The organism is Cellulosimicrobium cellulans (assembly GCF_016907755.1).
Classification (GTDB): domain Bacteria; phylum Actinomycetota; class Actinomycetes; order Actinomycetales; family Cellulomonadaceae; genus Cellulosimicrobium; species Cellulosimicrobium cellulans_D.
Genome location: NZ_JAFBCN010000001.1, coordinates 1,465,488 through 1,485,017, shown reverse-complemented (window position 1 = coordinate 1,485,017; position 19,530 = coordinate 1,465,488). Strand labels below are relative to the sequence as shown.

The 19,530-nt window shown below is 73.0% G+C and carries 13 protein-coding genes; 5 read left to right on the top strand and 8 right to left on the bottom strand.

Features of this window, described 5'->3' with window-relative positions:
- Positions 1–27: 27 nt before the first annotated feature.
- Entirely contained in the window at positions 28–750 is a 723-nt protein-coding gene (locus JOE63_RS06380) for a class I SAM-dependent methyltransferase (protein ID WP_204540052.1), read from the top strand.
- A 123-nt stretch (positions 751–873) separates the two neighbouring features.
- Here the strand turns inward: JOE63_RS06380 and JOE63_RS06375 are convergent, their stop codons facing one another.
- Positions 874–5,529, bottom strand: a complete 4,656-nt coding sequence (locus JOE63_RS06375) for a galactose-binding domain-containing protein (protein WP_239576638.1) — start codon at positions 5,527–5,529, stop codon at positions 874–876.
- Positions 5,530–6,138: 609 nt separating this feature from the next.
- A complete protein-coding gene (locus JOE63_RS06370; protein ID WP_204540046.1) occupies positions 6,139–6,948 on the bottom strand; it encodes a hypothetical protein in 810 nt (269 codons plus the stop codon).
- Between the two features lie 184 nt (positions 6,949–7,132).
- Here JOE63_RS06370 and JOE63_RS06365 point away from each other — a divergent pair, with 184 nt between their 5' ends.
- On the top strand, positions 7,133–8,062 hold the full coding sequence (locus tag JOE63_RS06365) for an A/G-specific adenine glycosylase (protein WP_087471206.1): 930 nt from the start codon (positions 7,133–7,135) through the stop codon (positions 8,060–8,062).
- Between the two features lie 16 nt (positions 8,063–8,078).
- On the opposite strand, the gene JOE63_RS06360 is transcribed toward JOE63_RS06365, so the two are convergent.
- The 4 genes from JOE63_RS06360 to JOE63_RS06345 all read right to left on the bottom strand — a co-directional run bounded on the left by JOE63_RS06360 (position 8,079) and on the right by JOE63_RS06345 (position 13,533).
- On the bottom strand, positions 8,079–10,067 hold the full coding sequence (locus JOE63_RS06360) for a glycoside hydrolase family 127 protein (RefSeq protein WP_204540043.1): 1,989 nt from the start codon (positions 10,065–10,067) through the stop codon (positions 8,079–8,081).
- Between the two features lie 119 nt (positions 10,068–10,186).
- Entirely contained in the window at positions 10,187–11,080 is an 894-nt protein-coding gene (locus JOE63_RS06355; protein ID WP_087471204.1) for a carbohydrate ABC transporter permease, read from the bottom strand.
- A gap of 1 nt (position 11,081) precedes the next feature.
- Complete coding sequence (locus JOE63_RS06350; RefSeq protein WP_204540040.1) at positions 11,082–12,095, bottom strand: carbohydrate ABC transporter permease; 1,014 nt, start codon at positions 12,093–12,095, stop codon at positions 11,082–11,084.
- A gap of 121 nt (positions 12,096–12,216) precedes the next feature.
- On the bottom strand, positions 12,217–13,533 hold the full coding sequence (locus tag JOE63_RS06345; RefSeq protein ID WP_087471202.1) for an ABC transporter substrate-binding protein: 1,317 nt from the start codon (positions 13,531–13,533) through the stop codon (positions 12,217–12,219).
- Positions 13,534–13,857: 324 nt separating this feature from the next.
- On the opposite strand from JOE63_RS06345, the gene JOE63_RS06340 reads away from it, so the two are divergent.
- A complete protein-coding gene (locus tag JOE63_RS06340; protein ID WP_204540037.1) occupies positions 13,858–14,889 on the top strand; it encodes a LacI family DNA-binding transcriptional regulator in 1,032 nt (343 codons plus the stop codon).
- Here the strand turns inward: JOE63_RS06340 and JOE63_RS06335 are convergent.
- Together JOE63_RS06335 and JOE63_RS06330 are read right to left on the bottom strand one after the other, a co-directional pair.
- Positions 14,882–15,460, bottom strand: coding sequence for an amino-acid N-acetyltransferase (locus JOE63_RS06335; protein WP_204540034.1), 579 nt, complete (start codon positions 15,458–15,460; stop codon positions 14,882–14,884). The genes JOE63_RS06340 and JOE63_RS06335 overlap by 8 nt on opposite strands.
- Positions 15,461–15,531: 71 nt before the next feature.
- Entirely contained in the window at positions 15,532–16,482 is a 951-nt protein-coding gene (locus tag JOE63_RS06330; protein ID WP_087471199.1) for a sugar-binding transcriptional regulator, read from the bottom strand.
- A gap of 230 nt (positions 16,483–16,712) precedes the next feature.
- Between JOE63_RS06330 and JOE63_RS06325 the strand changes: the two genes are divergently transcribed.
- Entirely contained in the window at positions 16,713–18,461 is a 1,749-nt protein-coding gene (locus JOE63_RS06325) for a glycerol-3-phosphate dehydrogenase/oxidase (protein ID WP_087471198.1), read from the top strand.
- A gap of 196 nt (positions 18,462–18,657) precedes the next feature.
- On the top strand, positions 18,658–19,404 hold the full coding sequence (locus tag JOE63_RS06320; protein WP_239576636.1) for an MIP/aquaporin family protein: 747 nt from the start codon (positions 18,658–18,660) through the stop codon (positions 19,402–19,404).
- The last annotated feature ends 126 nt before the right edge of the window (positions 19,405–19,530 follow it).

Below are 19,530 nucleotides of genomic sequence, written 5' to 3'. Positions count from 1 at the left end.
ACCGACGAGCCCGCACGGAGGGGGACCGTGGACCACGTCGACGAGTGGTCGGCACTGGCCGACGCCTGGGCGCGCTGGTGGGCACCCGCCGCGGCCCCGGCCCAGCAGGCGGTCCTCGACGCCGCGGGCGTCGGACCCGGTTCGCGCGTGCTCGACGTCGGGTGCGGCACGGGCGAGCTCGTCGCCCTGGCCCTCGCCCGCGGCGCGGACGCGGCGGGCTGCGACGCCGCCGCCGGGATGATCGACGTCGCGCGGCGGCACAGCCCCGCCGCCGACCTGCGCGTCGCCCAGGCCGAGCGCCTCCCCTGGCCCGACGACGCGTTCGACCTCGTCACGCTCGTCAACGCCCTCGCGTTCACGGACGTCGCCAAGACGCTGAGCGAGTGCCGGCGCGTCGGCGACCTGGTCGCCGTCGCGACCTGGGCCGAGGACGACCGCAACGACCTCACCGTCCTCGAGCGGGCCGTCGCCGGCGAGGACCACGAGCCGAGCGACGAGAGCCGCGACGAGGGCCACCTCGGCGCGCTCCTCACCGAGCACGGCTTCACGGTCGTCACGGAGGGGGTGGCGGACGCGCCGATGGCGCTCGCGGACGCGGACGAGGTCGTCGCCGCGATCATGTTCGGCGAGTCGGACGACCTGCGCGCCGAGCTCCGCCCGGACGTCCTCGCCGCGGCCCGCCCCTTCCGCCGCCCCGACGGCTCCTACCTCCTGCGCAACGCCTTCCGTTGGGCCCTGGCCCGCCGCTGACACGCTCCCGCCCGGCCAAGGTTCTCCCTCGCGGGGCCAGGGCCCGCCCTCGCGCAGACGGGTCTCGCCCCGGTCCGCGGGGACGGACCGGGGCGAGACGTGGTGCGACGCGCGGGGTGCGGGTCAGCCGCAGGTGGCGGCGTCGTAGTGCGCGGTGACCGTCGTCGACCTCCCCTCGGCGTCGGTGGCGACCACCGTGGCCGCGCCGGCCTCGACCGACGTCGTGCGCGACGCGAACGACTGGTAGGCGTTCTTGCCGGGCTCGACGCCGTTGAACGTCTTGGTGCCGAACGGCGTGTCGAGCCGGACGGTGAGGGGGACGTCGTCGTCGTTGAGCGCGCGGACCGCGACGTAGACCTTGCCGGCGAGGCAGCGGGTCTCGGCCGTGACGGTGACCGCCGGACCGGCCGGGACGCCCTCACCCACGGTGAGCGTGAGCGTCGTCGTGGTGGTGCCGGCGGTGCTCACGTAGTCCGGGAGGACGAGGTCGCCCTGGATCACGTAGACGCCCGGCGTCTGGACGACGGACTCGTCGTAGTCCCACTCGACGCCGATCGCCTGGTTGTCGCGCGAGCCGTCGTTGTAGGACACGAGGACCTTGGTCGGCAGCCACGGCTGCTCGCCGACGTCGACGCTCTGCTCGAACTGCTCGGCGCCCTGGATCGAGATGCCGCCCTGCGAGCTCTCCGGCCGCACGTAGACCTGGGCCTCGGCGATCAGGCCGTAGGTCGTGTTCGTGCCGTAGACGGTGAACGGCTCGACGTTGGTCTCCGCCACCATGGCCGGCGTGATCGGCTGCCAGGTGAAGTCGACCGCGCCGCGACGACCGCTCGAGTAGACGACGTCGAGCGACGCGGGGAGCGTCGGGACCTCGCCCGTGACGGTCCGGACGATCACCGGGCTCGCCACGGAGTCCACGGTGTCACCGTTGACGCGCCAGCGCAGGATGCCGGTGCCGGCGCCGCCGGTCTGCACGCCGGTGATCCGGACGCGCAGGTAGCTCGCCTCGACGGGCTCGAACTCCAGGTGGTTGTACGCGTTGCGCTGGAGCGCGCCCGCGTACGTCGAGCCGTCGGTCAGGGTGACCGGCGTCCAGTCGGTGCCGTTCTGCGAGTGCTCGACCGTGTACGTGTCCGCGCGCGGCATGCGCGTCCCGCCGTTGTCGTCGTACCAGTAGAGGTCGGTCGACGCGAGGAGCACCGGCGACTCCCACGCGTACCGGATCCACGCCGCGGTCTGCGGGCTCGTCCCGTTCGCGGGCTGCCCCCACGTGCCCCAGCCGTTGCCCGCGCCCGGGTTCGAGCTCGCGGGCGTCGAGGACTCGTTGACGCGCAGCGGGTTCTCCCACGACGCCGACCCGCTCGTCGCGATCGTGGCGAGCGCGCCGAACTCGGCGGAGGTCGCCTTCTCGGTGAGCTCGACCTGGACGTCGCGCTCGGTCGTGAGCTCGCCGTCGGACGCGGTGAGGCGGAACGTGTACTCCCCCGCCACCGTGCCCGTCACCGTCGTGGTCAGGGCGTCGGCGTCGCCGAAGATGACGCTCGCGCCGTCGGGTGCCGCGACGGTCGTCCACCCCGAGGTGAGGGTGCCGTCGTCGGGGATGCCGTCGTCGGTCACGGTGCCGACGAGCGTCGTGGACAGGTTGCCGTCCTTGGACCGGTCGACGTTCACGGTGACCGTCGGCGCGTCGTTGACGACCTCGGGGACCTCGCGGCCGGAGTCGAAGACCTGGATCTCCGAGATCGCCGTCCAGTAACTCGGCGTGTTCGTGAACGCGACGCGGACCTTGTCGGTCGTCGTCACGGCCTCGAAGAGCGCCTCGTTGAACTTGGGGCCGGGGATCTTCGGCGCCTTGAACGCGTCCGGCACCGAGGTCCAGCCGCCCGAGCCGTCGGGCACCTGGACCGAGTACCGGACCGGCTCGCGGTACCCGCCCGCCTGCCGGTCGCTGACGAACCAGACCTTGACGTTGTCGAACGTCGTGGGCTCGCCGAGGTCGAGCTCGACGTACCCCGTGTCGCCCTCGGTCCCGTAGTTGCCCCAGTACGGCTCGTTGACGGTCGTGCCGTCGGTGACCGCGTCGAGCGACACGGGACGCTCGGTCTCCTTGATCGCGCCCGGGGTGTAGTTCATCGAGCCCGTGCTCCAGCCCGGCGTGTGGAACTGGCGCCACGTCGTCGGTCGCGCGCCCTGCTGGGTGGCCGACGACGAGAGCTCCGCCCCGCGCGCGAGGTTGCCCGCGTCCTCGGTGAGGTCGATGCCCGCGGTCTTGAGATAGGACACGACGCGCTCGTCCTCGATCGGGGTGTCCACCGCGGTCGGCAGGTCGGCACCCTGGTCGTCGACGACCTCGACCGCGAGGCCCTCGTCGGACTCGACGACCTCGTTGGCCGCCGGGTCGTAGACGAACCGGCCGAGCGCGTCGGCCGCGGCCTTGCGCTCGCCGTCGATGAACAGGCTGTAGCCCTCGCCGAGGCCGTAGTGCGAGCCGTCCTCGTCCCAGACGATCGTGACGTCCTTGCCGTGGTACCGCAGGTTGTTGACCATGAAGTGGTCGTACCCGAGGTCGATCGGCCAGAGCTCGATCTTGTCGTCGGACCGCGGCTGGATGCCGCCCATGTCCTCGACGTAGATGTAGTTCATGTTGCCGAGCATCACGTGGTTCGGGTTGTTGCGGTTGAACGTCTGCGTGCTCGCGTTCCAGTTCGAGTAGTACTCGGCCTGGTTCGGGACCAGCGCGTTGCCGTTCGGGTAGATGCTCCACGCCATCCAGTCGAGGAGCTTCGCGGCGTACTCGGGCGTGACGTACGTGTGGTCGGGGTCGTAGTGCCGCAGCGCGGACCGCACGCCGCGGTACTGGACCGTGAAGTTGATGTTGGAGAAGTTGTTCGAGCCGCCGATCCCGAACTTCGCCCGGTCGTACTGGTTGGCCGTGTAGAACGGGAAGATCGGGAAGTTGTCGCCGTACCGCAGGAAGCGGAAGCCGTCGACGTACTGGTCGGCGTCCTCGAACGGGATGAGGTTCTCGGCGTAGACGTCGTAGAGGTTCGACTCCTTCGCCGGGATGAGGTCGCGCTCGGCCTCGCTGAGCGGGTTCTGGCTCCCGCCCGACGTCGCGCCGTGCGACGTGCCCGAGAGGAACATGCGCGTCTCGTCGCTCCACAGCCGGCCGAGGATCGCGTCCCGGATCTCGTCGGCCGCGGTCCCCATCTCGGCGACCTTCGCCGGGTCGGCCCCCGCCATCGCGTAGAGCTGGCGGGCGGCGTCGAACGCGCCCCACACGTACGCGGACTCGGGCCGCTCGATCGTCCGCGCGCCCGGCGCCCCGGCGTTCACCTTGGGGTAGCCGAAGCTGATCGCGTCGGCGTCGTTGCCGGGCATGTAGTTGGTGTCGTAGGCGATGAGCTTGTCGTCGTTGCCGTCGTAGTGCTCGAGCTGGCCGACGCCGTCGCCCTCGAAGTACGTCGCGAAGCGCTCGGCGACCGCCGGACCGCCGCCGTGCACGTTGTACGCCTCGAGGCCCGCGGTGCCGAGGTACTGCGAGTAGTGGTTGTTCCAGCTCGTGTGGCCCGGGCTGTCGAGGAACGCCGACGAGCCGGACAGCTCACCGATGTTGAGGATCTGGCCGTACCCGAGGTACGGGTTGCGGATCCACTTGGTGTCCTGCAGGTGCATGGGCTGCGTGAGCGCCACCGAGTTCTGGTAGAGGTTCACGCCCTCGATCGTCGTCGGGTACTGGTAGACGTAGCCCGGCTCGTTCGCGTCGAGGCTGTTGTACCGCTCGCCCCACCAGCGGTACACGATCGCCTTCTCGATCGCGGCGTCGGGCACGTCGAGGTACGGGATGTCCTGCGCCCACTGCCGGTTGAACTCCGTCACGCCGGTGCGGAACGCGTCCGCGGGCGACAGCGCGGCGTACTCGTGGAAGCTCTCGACCGACTCGGGGAGCGTGTCGCTGGACAGCACGCCGAGGACGGACAGGTCGACCGACCCGCCCGCCGGGACGGTCACCTCGCGGTCGAGGTTGGTGCCCACGCGCTCGAACCCGGGCGCCTTGAGACCGACCGTGACGTCGGACCACGGGGTGTCGACGAGCCCGTTGTTCGCGCCGCTCGTCAGGGTCCGCGTCCCGGTGAGCTCGTCGGCCGCGTCCGTCGACGTGGTCGCCAGCGGCGACGCCGCGCGGACCGTGAACGTCACGTCGCTCGCGCCGGGGTTGGTGAACGTGATCGCCGAGAGCGCCACGTTGTCGTACGTGATGAGCTTCTTGAGGTCGGCCGTCACGCCCGTCGTCCCGACCGTGTAGCGCGCCTTCGCGTGGCTCGGCGCGTTGAAGCGCTGCGCCCCGACCTCGGTGATCGTCTGGCCCGGGACGGTCACGGTGTAGAGGTTGCCGAGGTTGTTGGGCCCGCCCGCGAACGCGGAGCCCGCGAAGCCCATGACCGCCCAGTTGCTGTTGCCCCGCAGGTACAGCGAGCGGCCGCGCGTCTGCAGCACGTTGTTGCCCGACGTCCCGCTCACCCCGAGCACGCGGTCCAGGTAGTAGTCCGTGCCGCCCGCCGCGCGGTCCTTCTCGAAGATCGACCCGTGCATCGAGCCCGCGGTCCACGGGACCCCGGGCTCCAGCGCCGCGGCGACCTGGTCCAGGTTCGAGTAGACCGGGTCACCGATGTCCATCGAGTCGGTCGTGCCGTCGGTGTACACACCGATGTCGCTCTCGTTGCCCGGCACCACGTCGGCCTGCGCCCCCGGTGCCAGCGCGACGCCGGTCACGGCCATCGCACCTGTCATCGCCGACGCGACGACCCTTCTCAACGCTCTCCCCGACATCACCAAGTCCTCTCCATCGGGAACCGGAAAACAGGTTTCGGGACGACGACGGGCCTCGCCTCGCACGGGCGGACTGCCTCGTCCGCCCGCCCCGCTGCGGGACGCGGGACCCTGATCGTCGTGCCGGCTCGCGCCGCACCCCGGAGCTCTCGCACCCGGGGCCGTGAGCCCCGGGCACCCTCCGCGGTGAGGTCGCCAGACGCGAGCCAGTCAACCAGCCACGAGAGGTCGACCGCAATGGTTTTCGGTCTCGACTTTGCTCCGCTCCACGGCCCTCCCGCGACGCCTCGAGCAACGCCTTCTCGTTGCAATGACACCGTTCCCGCGAGGTGCGACGCAATCTCACGCCCACGGACGATTTCGTAGCCATGGCGCTACCGAAAGGCGCTGTCCATCGCTTTCCTTCACGCGGCACGCGGAGCGGCAGGACGTGCCCCTCGACGAGAGGGGGGTGCGGGGTCACGCTCGGCGCCCGACCGCAGCGCCCGGCCAGGGCACGGACGCGGCGCGCGGCGACCCCGCAGCCCGGAGCCGTGGCCGGGAGACCGCGACGGACGGTCAGGCGCCGTCGGCGGGCGGCGGCGTCCCGTCCGCGGGCGGGGCGGTCCCGTCCGCGGGCGGGGCGGTCCCGTCGGCGGGCGGGACGGTCCCGTCGGCGGGCGGGACGGTCCCGTCGGCGGGCGGCGTGGTGGCGTCCGCCGGGTCCGGCGTCGGCGGGGGCGGCTCGAGCAGGGTGAACGTCACGGGCTCGCTCGTCGCACCGTCGACGCCCGCGATGCTCAGGACCGCGGTGTACGTGCCCGGCCCGACCTCGGGCTGGTCCGGCGCGCAGCCCTCGGCCGAGCGGTGCCGGTCCCAGCGCACGAGCTTCGAGGGGTCCTCGTCACCGGTGCTCATGAGCAGCAGCCGCTCCGTGGTGCCGCAGTCGGCCGACGACCAGACGAGCTCCTCGCCGGAGTAGACGAGCACCTGGCGCCCGGCGTCGGAGCCGTCGACGAGGCAGGGCCGGCCGCTCGACTGACGGAGCGTCACGGTGAGCTGGACGGCACGGCCGGGCTCGTACTCCGCCGCGCTCGCCGCCAGGCCGAGCTCGAGGGACGCGGCCGTGCAGTCCTGGGGCGCGCCGGCGGCCTCCGGGGTGGGCGGCGCGGACTTGCCCTCCTGCGCCGTCTCGTCGCCGGCGAGCAGCGGCTGGACCGCTCGCACGACGACCTGCCCGAGCAGGACGAGCCCGACCACGAGGCCGACGAGCAGCGCGAGCGCGACGAGGCGGCGTCGGAGCAGGGCCCCGCGCGTGGGCCGGTCGCCCGGCCCGCTGCGGGGGCTGGCGCCCGGCCTCGGGGCGCGGTCGGTCCGCGGCGTGCTCACGGGTCCTCCGTCGTGCAGGTGCTGGTCGTGATCACGGTAGCGGCGACCGGTGCCCGGCCCGGTGCTGCCGCGCCGACGACCGCCCAGGTCGGGGCAGAATGGGTCCTCCCCGACGCGTCCGCGCCCACCACCGGCCGGCCCGGCGTCACGAGCCCACCGACGACCGAGAGGGACGACCGCTGTCATGACCGCCCCGGCCACGCGCCCGGCCCGACCGCCCGTCACCGCGCCGGGGCCGGACCCGCACGCCGACCTGCGCGACGCCGTCGGGCGCTGGTTCGGCGCGACCGCGCGCGCCCTGCCCTGGCGCGCCGCGGACCGCACCGCGTGGGGCGTCCTCGTGAGCGAGGTCATGCTCCAGCAGACGCCCGTGGTCCGGGTCGAGCCCGCGTGGCGCGCGTGGATGGAGCGCTGGCCGGAGCCCGCGGACCTGGCGGCGGCGCCCACCTCGGACGTGCTCCGCGCGTGGGGCCGGCTCGGCTATCCCCGGCGCGCGCTGCGCCTGCAGGAGTGTGCCCGCGCGATCGTCGAGCGGCACGGCGGCGAGGTGCCGGTCGGCGAGGAGGCGCTGCGCGCCCTGCCGGGCGTCGGCGAGTACACCGCCGCGGCGGTCACCGCCTTCGCGCACGGTCGCCGCGCGGTCGTCGTCGACACGAACGTGCGCCGCGTCCTCGCCCGCGCGGTCGGGGGGAACGCGCTGCCCGCGCCGTCGTACACGGCCGCCGAGCGCGCGACGGCGGCCGCCCTCGCCCCGGCGGACGACGCGGACGCGGTGCTCTGGGCCGCCGCCTCGATGGAGCTCGGCGCGCTCGTGTGCACGGCCCGGACGCCGCGCTGCGGCGTCTGTCCCGTCCGCGACGCGTGCGCGTGGCGCGCCGCGGGGCGGCCCGGGGACGAGCACGCGGCCCGACGGCGGACGCAGGCCTGGGCGGGCACCGACCGCCAGGTGCGAGGCCGGGTCATGGCCGTGCTGCGCGACGCGCCGGGACCGGTGCCGCGCGGCGTCGTGGCCGACGTGTGGCACGACGCCGCGCAGCTCGACCGCTGCGTCGCGAGCCTCGTCGAGGACGGGCTCGTGGAGCAGGTCGACGACCTCTACCGGCTCCCCGCCTGACCCGCCGCGGGGCGGATCACGCGCCGGACCCGACGGTCGGGAGCCAGACGCGCATCGTCGACGGGCCGCGCTCGGCCCAGTCGTGGTACGGCACGAGCCGGACGTCGACCGGCGTCGCGACCGGCTCCCCGCCCGGGCGGCCGGCCCCCGTCCGCCCCGGCGCCCCGCCGCGGAGCGGCGTGTAGGGCCAGGGGCCCGTCGCCGGGTCCACGAGCAGCCCCCGCACGACGACGCGCCCGTCCTCCTCGCGCGGCACGACGGCCACGTCGACGCGCAGGTCGGCGACGTCGCGCCCGCCCGGCAGGTCGACGGACTCCACGCACAGGACCTCGGGGCCGCGCTGGACGGCGACGCAGCCGCGCACGGCGTCCACGCGCTCGTCGGGCACGAGGAACCGGGGCGCGACGTCGAGCTCGAGCGTGACGACGCTGCCCGGGCGCAGGTCGGGCACCGCGACGGTCCCCGCGGGCACCTGGCGGGCCGGGCCGTCGTCGACCACGAGCCGCCCCGACCCGGACCACGCGGGCACCCGCAGGGTGAGCGCCCAGCGCTCGGGCGCCTCCACGACGCGCACGCGCACGCGCCCGTCCGCCGGGTAGCCGGTCTGGACGTCGAGCGCGACCGGCTCGCCCGACGGCAGCGTCGCGCGGACCTCGCTCGGCGCGTACTGGTGGAGCTGCACCCCGCCGTCGTCGACCGTCGCGAGATACCCCGCGAGGCTCGCGAACGTGCGCGCGACGTTCGGCGGGCAGCACGACACCTCGAACCACGGCGCGCGCAGCGACGACTCGGCGCGCTTGCTCACCTGGTCCGGGGCCGCCGGTTCCCCGGGGACGCGCTGGTGCAGCGTGTTCGCGTAGTAGAAGGCCCGGCCGTCGTGCGCGGGCGACGTCGCGACGACGTTGAAGAGCGTGCGCTCGACCACGTCGGCGTAGCGCGGGTCGCCCTGCGCGAGCAGGAGGCGCCACGCGACCATGACCGACCCGATCGACGCGCACGTCTCGGAGTACGCGCGGTCGGGCGGGAGGACGAAGTCGTCGCCGAACGCCTCGTCCTGGTGGTGCGAGCCCTGCCCGCCCGTGACATAGGTGCGCGCGGCCTGCGTGCGCTCCCACTGCCGCGCGACCGCGGCCACGAGCTCGTCGTCGCCCGTCTCGACGGCGACGTCGATCGCGCCCGCGGCGAGGTAGTTGGCGCGCACGGCGTGACCGCGGAAGACCGTGGCCTCGCGCACCGGGACGTCGTCCTGGTAGTACGCGCGGCCCCACTCGATGTCCGCGAGGGTCCCGTGCCCGCGGCGCTCGACGAACAACGCCGCCTGCCGCACGTACCGGGGCTCGTCGAGCGCCCGGCCGAGCTCCGCGAGCGCCACCTCGACCTCGGCGTGCCCGCACACCCCCTGGATGCCGTCGGGCCCGAACGTCTCGCACACGTGGTCCGCGGACCGCCGCGCGACCTCGACCAGCAGGTCGTCGGGGTGGCCGGTGCGGGCCCGCGCGACGGCAGCCTGCAGGAGGTGCCCCTGGACGTACAGCTCGTGACCCCACTCGAGGTCCGTGTACCGGGCCTCCTGCCCGGGGCTGCCGAACCGCGTGCAGAGGTAGCCGTCCGGCGCCTGCGCCGCCGCGACGCGCCGCACGATCGCGGCGAAGCGGTCCTCGAGGTCGTCGTCGGGGCGGCGGCCGAGCTCCCAGGCCATCGCCTCGAGCAGCTTGTACACCTCGGAGTCGCTGAACTCCCGGCCGCGGCGGGTCGTCGCGACGTCGCCGCGCACGACGGCGTCGAAGTTCGGCAGCCAGCCCTCGGCCTCGAGCCAGTGCTCGATGTGCGCGAGGGTCGCGGTGCGGTTGACCTCCTGGCGCTCGGCCCAGAACCCGCCCGTGATGCGCACCTGCGCCAGCCCGAGCGGCTGCAGCCGCCCGGTCGCGGGGACGACCGGCCGTCCGCCGTCCGTGGGGCGGGCACCGGTGCCCGTCGTCCGGGGCACGGTCGGGGTCGTGGTCATGGCAGCACCTCCGGAGGCGACGGCGTCGCCTCGTGGTTCGTCGGGTCGTCGTGGTGGGACGACGCCGGGCGTCGTGGGGTCGGTCGGGCGGACGGGGGTCGGGTCGGGGGCGTGGGTCGTCATCCCTTCAGCGCCCCGGACATGAAGCCGCGCACGTAGTGGCGCTGCAGGAGCAGGAACAGGACGATGCACGGGGCCGCGAGGACGACGACGCCCGCCTGGGTCGCGCCGTAGTCGACGATGCCCATGACCTGCTGCCGCATGTTGGCCACGGCGAGCGGCAGGGGCGCCTTCGTCGAGTCGGTGATGAGGATCAGGGGTGCCACGAAGTCGTTCCACGCGGCGAGGAACGCGAACAGCCCGACGGTGATGAGTCCCGGCTTCACCGCGGGCAGCAGGACCCGCCACAGCGCGCCGAACGACGAGCACCCGTCGACCATCGCGGCCTCGTCCAGCTCGCGGGGCACCGACTCGAACGCGATGCGCATCATGAACGTCGCGAACGGGAGCTGGAACATCGTGAGCACCAGCGCGAGGCCGAGCAGCGAGTTCTGCAGCCCGATCGTGTTGAGGAGCACGTAGAGCGGGATGAGCAGCGTCGCGTACGGGACCATGAGGATCGCGAGCGTCACGAGGAACAGCACGTCGCGGCCGGGGAAGCGGAACCGTGCGAACGCGAAGCCGCCGAGCAACGACACCCCGAGCGTGAAGAGCACCGTGAGCCCGGACACGACCACGGAGTTCAGGAGGTACTGCCCGATGCCGGCCTGGTAGTTCGCCAGGGTGACGTAGTTCCCGAAGCCCCAGCCGTCGACCTGGTTGCTGCCGGGCTGCGGCGAGACCGAGGCGACGCCCGCCCAGATCAGCGGGAAGAGGAAGACGATGGCGAGGCCCCCGGTGAGCACCCAGTACGGGGTGCGGGTGAGGACGCCGGCGATGCGGGCGCGCGGGGCCGGCCGGCCGGTGGGAGCGGGTCGCGCCGCGGGTGCGGGAGCGGGTGCGGTGACGGTCATGTCACTTCTCCTCGGGTGCGCGCATGCCACGGACCTGCGCGACGTTGATGAGCACGAGGGCGGCGAGCACGATGATCGACAGCGCGGCGGCCACGCCCAGGTCGTTCTGGCCCTGGAAGGCGATGTTGTAGATGAGCTGGACCACGGTGATCGTGCTGTTGTCCGGACCGCCCTTGGTGAGGATGTAGAACTGGTCGAACGCGAGGAGCGAGCCGGTGACGCACATGATCGTGCACAGCGCGAGCGACGGGCGCAGCAGCGGGAGCGTCACGCGCCCGAACGTCTGCCAGCGGTTCGCACCGTCCATGCGTGCGGCCTCGTAGACCTCGTGCGGGATCCCCTGCAGCCCCACCATGAGCAGGAGCATGTAGAACCCGGCGAAGCGCCAGACGATGAGGAAGACCGTCGACCACAGCGCCCCCTCGGGCGAGCCGAGGAACGACACCGGCTCGTCGACGATCCCCAGCCGCTCCAGGAGCGGGGAGATCGGCCCGACCTGCGGCGAGTACAGCGCGTAGAAGAGCAGCGACGCGGACGCGAGACCCAGCGCGCTCGGCACGAGGATCGACGTGCGCAGGAAGCTCTTCCACCGGCTCGACTCCTGCACCAGGAGCGCGAACCCGAGCCCCAGGGCGATGAGGAGCACGGTCGCGATCACCGTGTACTTCAGCGTGAAGACGATCGAGTCCCAGAAGAACCGGTTGTCGACGGCGTCGCGGAAGTTGTCGGGGAAGTTGGGACCCCGGTTGCCGGCGAGCAGCGGCCAGTCGGACACCGACATCTGACCGACGAGCAGGACGGGCAAGACGAAGAACACGAGCACGAACACCGCGGTGGGTGCGGCGTAGGCCCACCCGCGGGCGGCCTGCGAGCGCCCCGGCCGACGGCGGCGCCGGACGGCGCTCGCGGTCGGGGTGCCGCGGGGCGGTCGGTGGTCGCTCGCGGCGGGGCCCGGCGACGCCGCGCCGTGCGGCGCGGGCGAGGGCGGCGTCGAGGACGCGGACTGCACGGACATGAGAGGTCTCCTGGAACAGGGCGAGGGAAGCCGGACCCGGCCCGCCGCCGCACGGGTGGGCGCGGCGGCGGGCGCTGTGGTCACGCGGTGGTGGTCGCTCGGGGCGATCACGCCGGACCGGTCACTGCGAGAGGACCGCGGTGATCTCCTCGTTGTCCGGCTCGATGCTCGAGGCGTCGCCGAACACCGCGTTGCGCACGAGCGTGAGCCACGGGCTGTTCGGCGCGTTGAACGCCTGCTGGAAGTTGCGGGCGACGGGCGTGCGGCCCTTGCTCGCGATCTCGTTGATCGTCACGACGCGCGGGTCGGCCGACGAGTACTCGTTGTCGACCAGGTCGGCGCGCGAGACGACGTCGCCGTTCTTGGCGAGCACCTCGACCTGGGCGTCCTCGGACATCATCCAGGAGAGGAAGTTCCACGCCTGGTCGGACTGCTCGCTGTCCTTGGAGATGCCGATGCCGTCGCCGCCGACGAAGGTCGACTCGCCTCCGCCCGGCCCCGGGATGGGTGCGACGCCGACGTCCACCGTCTCGTCCGCCGTCGACAGGAGCGTCGCCGGGTACGGCATGACGCCGATCTTGCCCTCCTGGAAGGGGGCGACCCAGGTCGCGCCGGTCTCGTCCCGCGTGCCGGCGCCCACGGCGTCGGAGTCGACGAGGTCCTTGTACACGGCGTAGACGTCCTGCGCGGTGTCGCTCGCGAGGAGCGACTCGGTGCCGTCCGCGCTGAGCACGTCCTCGTCCGCGGCCCAGACCGACGGGAACCACGTGAAGACGAGGCACCCGCCGCAGTTGCCGCCGAAGAAGGTGCCGTCGACGCCGCCACCGAGCGCGTCGACTGCCTTCGCCTGCTCGGCGAACTCCTCGAGCGACGTCGGCCCGGCCTCCGGGTCGAGGCCGGCCTGCTCGTAGAGGTCCTTGTTGTAGAAGAGGACCGAGATGTCGAGCACGAACGGGAGGACGTACTCCTCGTCCTCGTACGTGCCGGCCTCGAGGTGGCCCTGGTTGATCTGGTCCGCGAAGTCGAGCTGGTCGATGCGGTCGGTGACGTCCTGGTAGAGCCCCTGCTCGACCCAGTTCGGCACGTACACGATGTCGGCCGCGAACAGGTCGGGCAGCCCGCCGCTGCCCGCGGCGGCGCCGACCTTCGCGACGTAGTCGTCGTTGGGGACGATCGTGAGCTCGACCTGGTTCTCGTGGCTCGCGTTGTACGCGTCCACGAGCAGCTTCGCCTGCTTCTCGAGCGGCGCGCGCGTCCACAGCGTGAGCGTGCTGCCGTCGTCGACCCCCTCGACGCCGCCTTCTCCCGTCCCGCCCGTCGCGGCGTCGTCGCCGCCGGATCCGGACCCGCCGCACGCGGCGAGCCCGAGCGCGACGAGGCCGGCGAGCGTCGTCGTGGCCACGGACCTCTTCCACGAGGCCCCGCGGTGGTTCTTCATCTCGTGTCTCCTCGTACTCGTCTTCGAGCCGTTGCACCTGTGCCCCGTGCCCGCGCTGGGGGCGAACACGTTTTCGGTCTCCGTGTCGCGCTGCAGCGCGCTCCACGTAGCCGACCCTCCCCTCAGGCGGCTAGTGTTCGATGTCCTGGCGTCACCCCTGAGCCACGTGCTCGCGACGTCGCCAGCACCGAAACTAACCGAAAAGGTTTTCTGAATGTATGGCAGCGCGGTAGTCTCGTCAAGCAGGGCAGCGGGTTACAGTTCGATCACGGCTCGATCGTCGAGGGCGCGGCGCAGCGCACCGGCAGGAGGGGGAACGGCCTCATGACGACCCAGAGCGGGAGCGCCACGCCGCGCGCGGCGACCCTCACCGACGTCGCACGCCTCGCGGGCGTGTCCATCGCGACCGCGTCCAAGGCGATCAACGGGCGCGACCAGGTCAAGGCGGAGACGCGCCTGCGCGTCCTGGAGGCCGCGGAGCGGCTGTCCTTCGCGCCCAACGCGCTCGCGCGCGGGCTGCTCAAGGGCCGCACCGGCACGGTCGGGCTGCTCACGAGCGACCTCGAGGGACGCTTCTCGATCCCCGTCCTCATGGGCGCCGAGGACGCGTTCGGCGCGGGCCGCGTGTCGGTCTTCCTGTGCGACGCGCGGGGCGACGCCATCCGCGAGCAGCACCACGTGCGCGCCCTGCTGTCGCGGCGCGTCGACGGGCTCATCGTCGTCGGCTCGCGCACCGACCCGCGGCCGCCGCTCAGCGCGGACATCCCCGTCCCCGTGGTCTACGCGTACGCGCCCTCCGAGGACCCCTCGGACGTCTCGATCACGGCGGACAACGTCGGGGCGGGACGCCTCGCCGTCGAGCACCTGCTCTCGTGCGGGCGCCGACGCGTCGCCCACGTCTCGGGCGACCCCGGCTACAAGGCCGCGCAGGACCGCGCCGCGGGCGCCCAGGCCGCGGTCGCGGCCGCCGGCCTGGAGCTCGTGGGCGGCCAGACCTACTTCGGCTCGTGGAGCGAAGGGTGGGGCCGCGGGGCGGCACGCATGATCGTCGAGCAGCACGGCGACGTCGACGCCTTCTTCTGCGGCTCGGACCAGATCGCGCGCGGCGTGCTCGACGCGCTGCGCGAGCTGGGCCGCGACGTGCCCGGCGAGGTGTCGGTCATCGGGTTCGACAACTGGGAGGTGCTGACGACCAACGCGCGCCCCCAGCTCACGAGCGTCGACATGAACCTCGAGCGGCTCGGACGCGTCGCCGCGCAGCGGCTCTTCGCCGCGATCGACGGGACCGTGCGCCCGGGTGTCGAAGAGCTCCCGTGCCGCGTCGTGACGCGCGCCTCGACGGTGCCGATCAGCTGAGCGTCGCCGCCCCGGCCGGGAGGTCGTCGAGGTCGAGCAGCATGCGCGTGTTGCCGAGCGTGTTGGGCTTCACGCGCGCGAGGTCGAGGAACTCCGCGACGCCGTCGTCGTGCGAGCGCAGGAGCTCGGCGTACACCTCGTGCGAGACGGGGGTCCCCTCGATCGCGCGGAAGCCGTGCGCCCGGAAGAAGTCGACCTCGAACGTCAGGCAGAAGACCCGGCGGAGCCCGAGCGCGCGCGCCCGCGCCAGGAGCTCGACCACGAGCGCGTGCCCCACGCGGTGCCCGCGCCACGCGGGGTCGACGGCGAGGGTGCGGATCTCGGCGAGGTCGTCCCACATGACGTGCAGCGCGCCGCACCCGACGACGCGCGGTGCGCCCCCGCCGTCGGGCTCGCCGGTGGCACCCGGCTCCACCTCGGCGACGACGAACTCCTGGACCGCCTCGTAGTACCCGACCATCTCCTTGGCCAGCAGGATCCGCGCCTCCGCGTAGGGCTGCACGAGCGCGCGCACCGCGCGCACGTCCGCGGGCAGGGCGGGACGGACGCGGACGGCGGAGGTCGTGGGCACCGCGTCACTGTACGCGGATCCGACTCGGTTTGTATATTCATGCAATCGAGCGCATACGTGCGCGGACCCGCTCACCCGCCCCCGACCAGGCGGGACGCCGTGATCTCGTCCACGACGAGGTCCGTGACGACGCCGGCGCGCAGGGCCGCGCGCAGCGGCGCCACCTTGTTGTCGCCCGCCACGGCGCACACGCGCCGGGGCACGCGGCGCAGCTCGTCGGGACCCGGACCCGTCGCCCGCTCGTTGAGCGCGATGTCGCGGTAGGTGCCGTCCGCGCGCAGGAACACCGTGCAGACGTCGCCGACGACCCCCTCGGCGTCGAGGACCGCGATGTCGTCCGGCTCGAGATATCCCGCCGAGTACACGTGGGACGGCACGCCGCCCGCGACGGCCCCGACGGAGAAGAGCGCGATGTCCGCCCGGTGCTGCACGTCGAGCACGCGCCGCACCGACCGCTCGCGCCACATCGCCCGCTTGGTCTCGGCGTAGTCGAAGAACGCGGGCACTGGGAAATGGTGCACGTGCGCGTCGAACGCGGTGCCGAAGCCCGCGATGAGGTCGCCCGCGTAGTGCACGCCCGACGTGCGCGTGTTCGCGGCCCCGTTGAGCTGGACGACGGCGCTCCCTCGCGTCGGCTTGCGCGGCAGGTGCCGGGAGATGGCCGAGAGCGTCGTCCCCCACGCGATGCCGAGGATCATGTCGGAGTCGAACCACGTCGACAGCAGGCGCGCGGTCGTCAGGGCGACCTGCTCCAGCCGCTCGACCTGCGGGGCCTGGTCCGGCACCGGGACGACGTACGCGTCGATCCCCCACGTGCTCGCGAGGTGCTGGCCCAGCCCCGGGCCGCGGCTCCGCGCGGGCCGCAGCGAGATCTCGACCAGCCCCGTGTCCCGGGCCCGCTTCACGAGCCGCGACACGGTCGACCGCGACGTGTGCAGGTGCTTGGCGATGACCTCCATCTTCATGTCCTGCAGGTAGTACATCGACGCCGCCCGCAGGACGTCCTGCTCCCGGTCCACCATGCACGTCTCCCTTCGCTCGACCTCCATTCTGCACGTTTGTGCACCGCGGTTGCGCGTCCGTTCGGCGCGTGGTGGTCTGGAGGGCGTGCCAGCGCGCCGGGACACCGGCGCGCGCACGACGGTTACCGCTCGCGCACCCTGGTCGGGCGTGGGACCGTCGCTGTGAGCGCACCGTGGGCGCATCGTCCCGCGGCGTGCCCGCAGCACCGAGGGACGAGAGAGGAAGACGCATGGCATCCACGAGACTCACCGCGGAGTCGCGCCGGCAGGCGCTCGCCGCGCTCGAGGCCAGCACGAGCCCCGACACGGAGCTCGACGTCCTCGTGATCGGCGGGGGCGTCACGGGCGCGGGGATCGCGCTCGACGCCGTGACGCGCGGGCTGTCGACGGCGATCGTCGAGGCGCAGGACTGGGCGGCCGGGACCTCGAGCCGGTCGAGCAAGCTCGTCCACGGCGGGCTGCGCTACCTGCAGATGCTCGACTTCCACCTCGTCAAGGAGGCGCTCACCGAGCGCGACCTCCTGCTCAAGGACATCGCCCCGCACCTCGTGCGGCCCGTCCCGTTCCTCTACCCGCTCGAGCACCGCGTGTGGGAGCGCGCCTACGTGGGCGCGGGCATCGCTCTCTACGACACGCTCGCGAGCCTCGCCCCCGGCAAGCGCGCCATGCCGATCCACCGGCACCTGTCGCGCAGCCGCATGGAGAAGAAGTTCCCCGACCTCGCGCACGACGCCGCGATCGGCGCCGTCCAGTACTGGGACGCCTCCGTCGACGACGCGCGCCTCGTCACCACGCTCGTGCGCACCGCCGCGTCGTACGGCGCGCACGCCGCCTCGCGCACCCAGGTCGTCTCCCTCACGAAGGGGTCGACGGGCGCGGTGAACGGCGCCGTGCTCCAGGACCTCGAGACCGGCGCCGAGATCACCGTCCGGGCCCGCGCCGTCATCAACGCGACCGGCGTCTGGACCGAGGACACCGAGGCGCTCGCCGGCAGCGAGGGCGGGCTGCGGGTCCTCGCGTCCAAGGGCGTGCACATCGTCGTCCCGCGCGAGCGCATCAAGGGCCAGGTCGGGCTGATCCTGCAGACCGAGAAGTCGGTGCTGTTCATCATCCCGTGGTCGCGCTACTGGATCATCGGCACCACGGACACCCCGTGGGAGCAGGACTTCCAGCACCCCGTCGCGACGTCGGCCGACATCGACTACGTGCTCGACCACGCGAACGCGGTGCTCGCGCACCCGCTCACGCGCGACGACATCATCGGCACGTACGCCGGGCTCCGCCCGCTCCTCCAGCCCGGCACCAAGGAGGGCACCAGCTCCGCGAAGGTCTCGCGCGAGCACACCGTCGCCTCCCCCACCCCGGGGCTGACCGTCATCGCCGGCGGCAAGCTCACGACCTACCGCGTGATGGCCAAGGACGCCGTCGACTTCGCGATCGGCCAGCGCGCGAGCGCCCTGCCGTCCATCACGCAGAAGATCCCGCTCCTGGGCGCCGTCGGCCTCGACGCCGTCCGGCGGCAGGCGCGGCCGTGGGCCTCGCGCTACGGCTGGACGCCCGCGCTCGTCGACCACCTGCTGCACCGGTACGGGTCCAACCTCCGCGAGATCGTCGAGCTGTGCGAGGCCCGTCCGGACCTCGCGAAGCCGCTGGAGCACGCGCCGGCGTACCTGCGGGCCGAGATCGCGTACGGCGTCTCGCACGAGGGCGCCCTGCACCTCGAGGACCTGCTGCTGCACCGCACGCGCCTCAACTACGAGGTCGCCGACCGCGGCCTCGCCGCGCTTCCCGAGATCGCCGACCTCGTCGCCGAGCTCCTCGGGTGGGACGACGCGACCCGCGCCGCCGAGATCGCCAGCTACACCGACCGCGCCAACGCGGAGGCCGCCGCCGAGCAGGAGCCCGACGACGCCTCCGCCGAGCGCACCCGGCTGGAGGTCGACGACGTGTCGCCCCTCCAGCCGCTCCGCACCACCTGACAGCAGAACACCGCTCGCGAGCGCGCCTCGGGCGCCGTCCGGCAGGGGACGGCGCCCGACCAGCCCTCGCACACCGACCTCACGGGGCGCACACGCCATCGGCGGGCCGACCCGAGGACCCGGCGCTCAGGCGCGCCGGGACGGTTGAGACAGAGAAGTCCACCACGAAAGAGAGAGCACGATGGATCAACTCCTCATGAACGCCTTCTGGTCCGAGATCCTCGGCACGGCGACCCTGATCCTCCTCGGTGCGGGCGTCGTCGCGAACGTCATCCTGCCGAGGACCAAGGGCTTCAACGGCGGCTGGCTCCTCATCAACTTCGGATGGGGCCTCGCGGTCTTCACCGCCGTCTACGTGGCCTACAAGTCGGGTGCGCACCTCAACCCCGCCGTGACCATCGGCCTCTTCACCGCGCAGGAGCCGTTCTACTCCGTGACCGGCCCGGAGGGCTTGGTCACGGCGACGATCGAGCCCACCGTGGGGAACATGTTCATGTACTTCGGGGCGCAGATGATCGGTGCCTTCATCGGTGCCGTGCTCGCGTTCCTCGCGTACAAGAAGCACTTCGACGAGGACGCCCCCGGGGCGACCAAGCTCGCCGTGTTCTCCACCGGCCCGGAGATCCGGTCCTACGCGTGGAACTTCATCACCGAGGTCATCGCGACCTTCGTGCTCGTGTTCTTCGTCGTGGCGTCCGGCAAGACGCCGTCGGGCCTCGGCCCGCTCGCCGTCGCGCTCGTCGTGGTCGCGATCGGCGCCAGCCTCGGTGGTCCCACCGGGTACGCCATCAACCCTGCCCGTGACCTCGGTCCCCGCATCGCCCACGCGCTGCTGCCGATCCGGGGCAAGGGCTCGAGCGACTGGGCCTACTCGTGGGTCCCCGTCGCCGGTCCGCTGGTCGGCGGTGTCCTCGCCGGCCTGCTCGGTGCCGCCTGGATCTGACCGACCCGGACGAGCCGGACCTCTCCCCCGCGTGACCGGGGAGCCGGGGGCCTCCCCGGTCACGCGGCCCGCCGCCGTCAGGCGCCGGGCACCTTCGACGCAACCCGAACCCACACCGACGTGAAG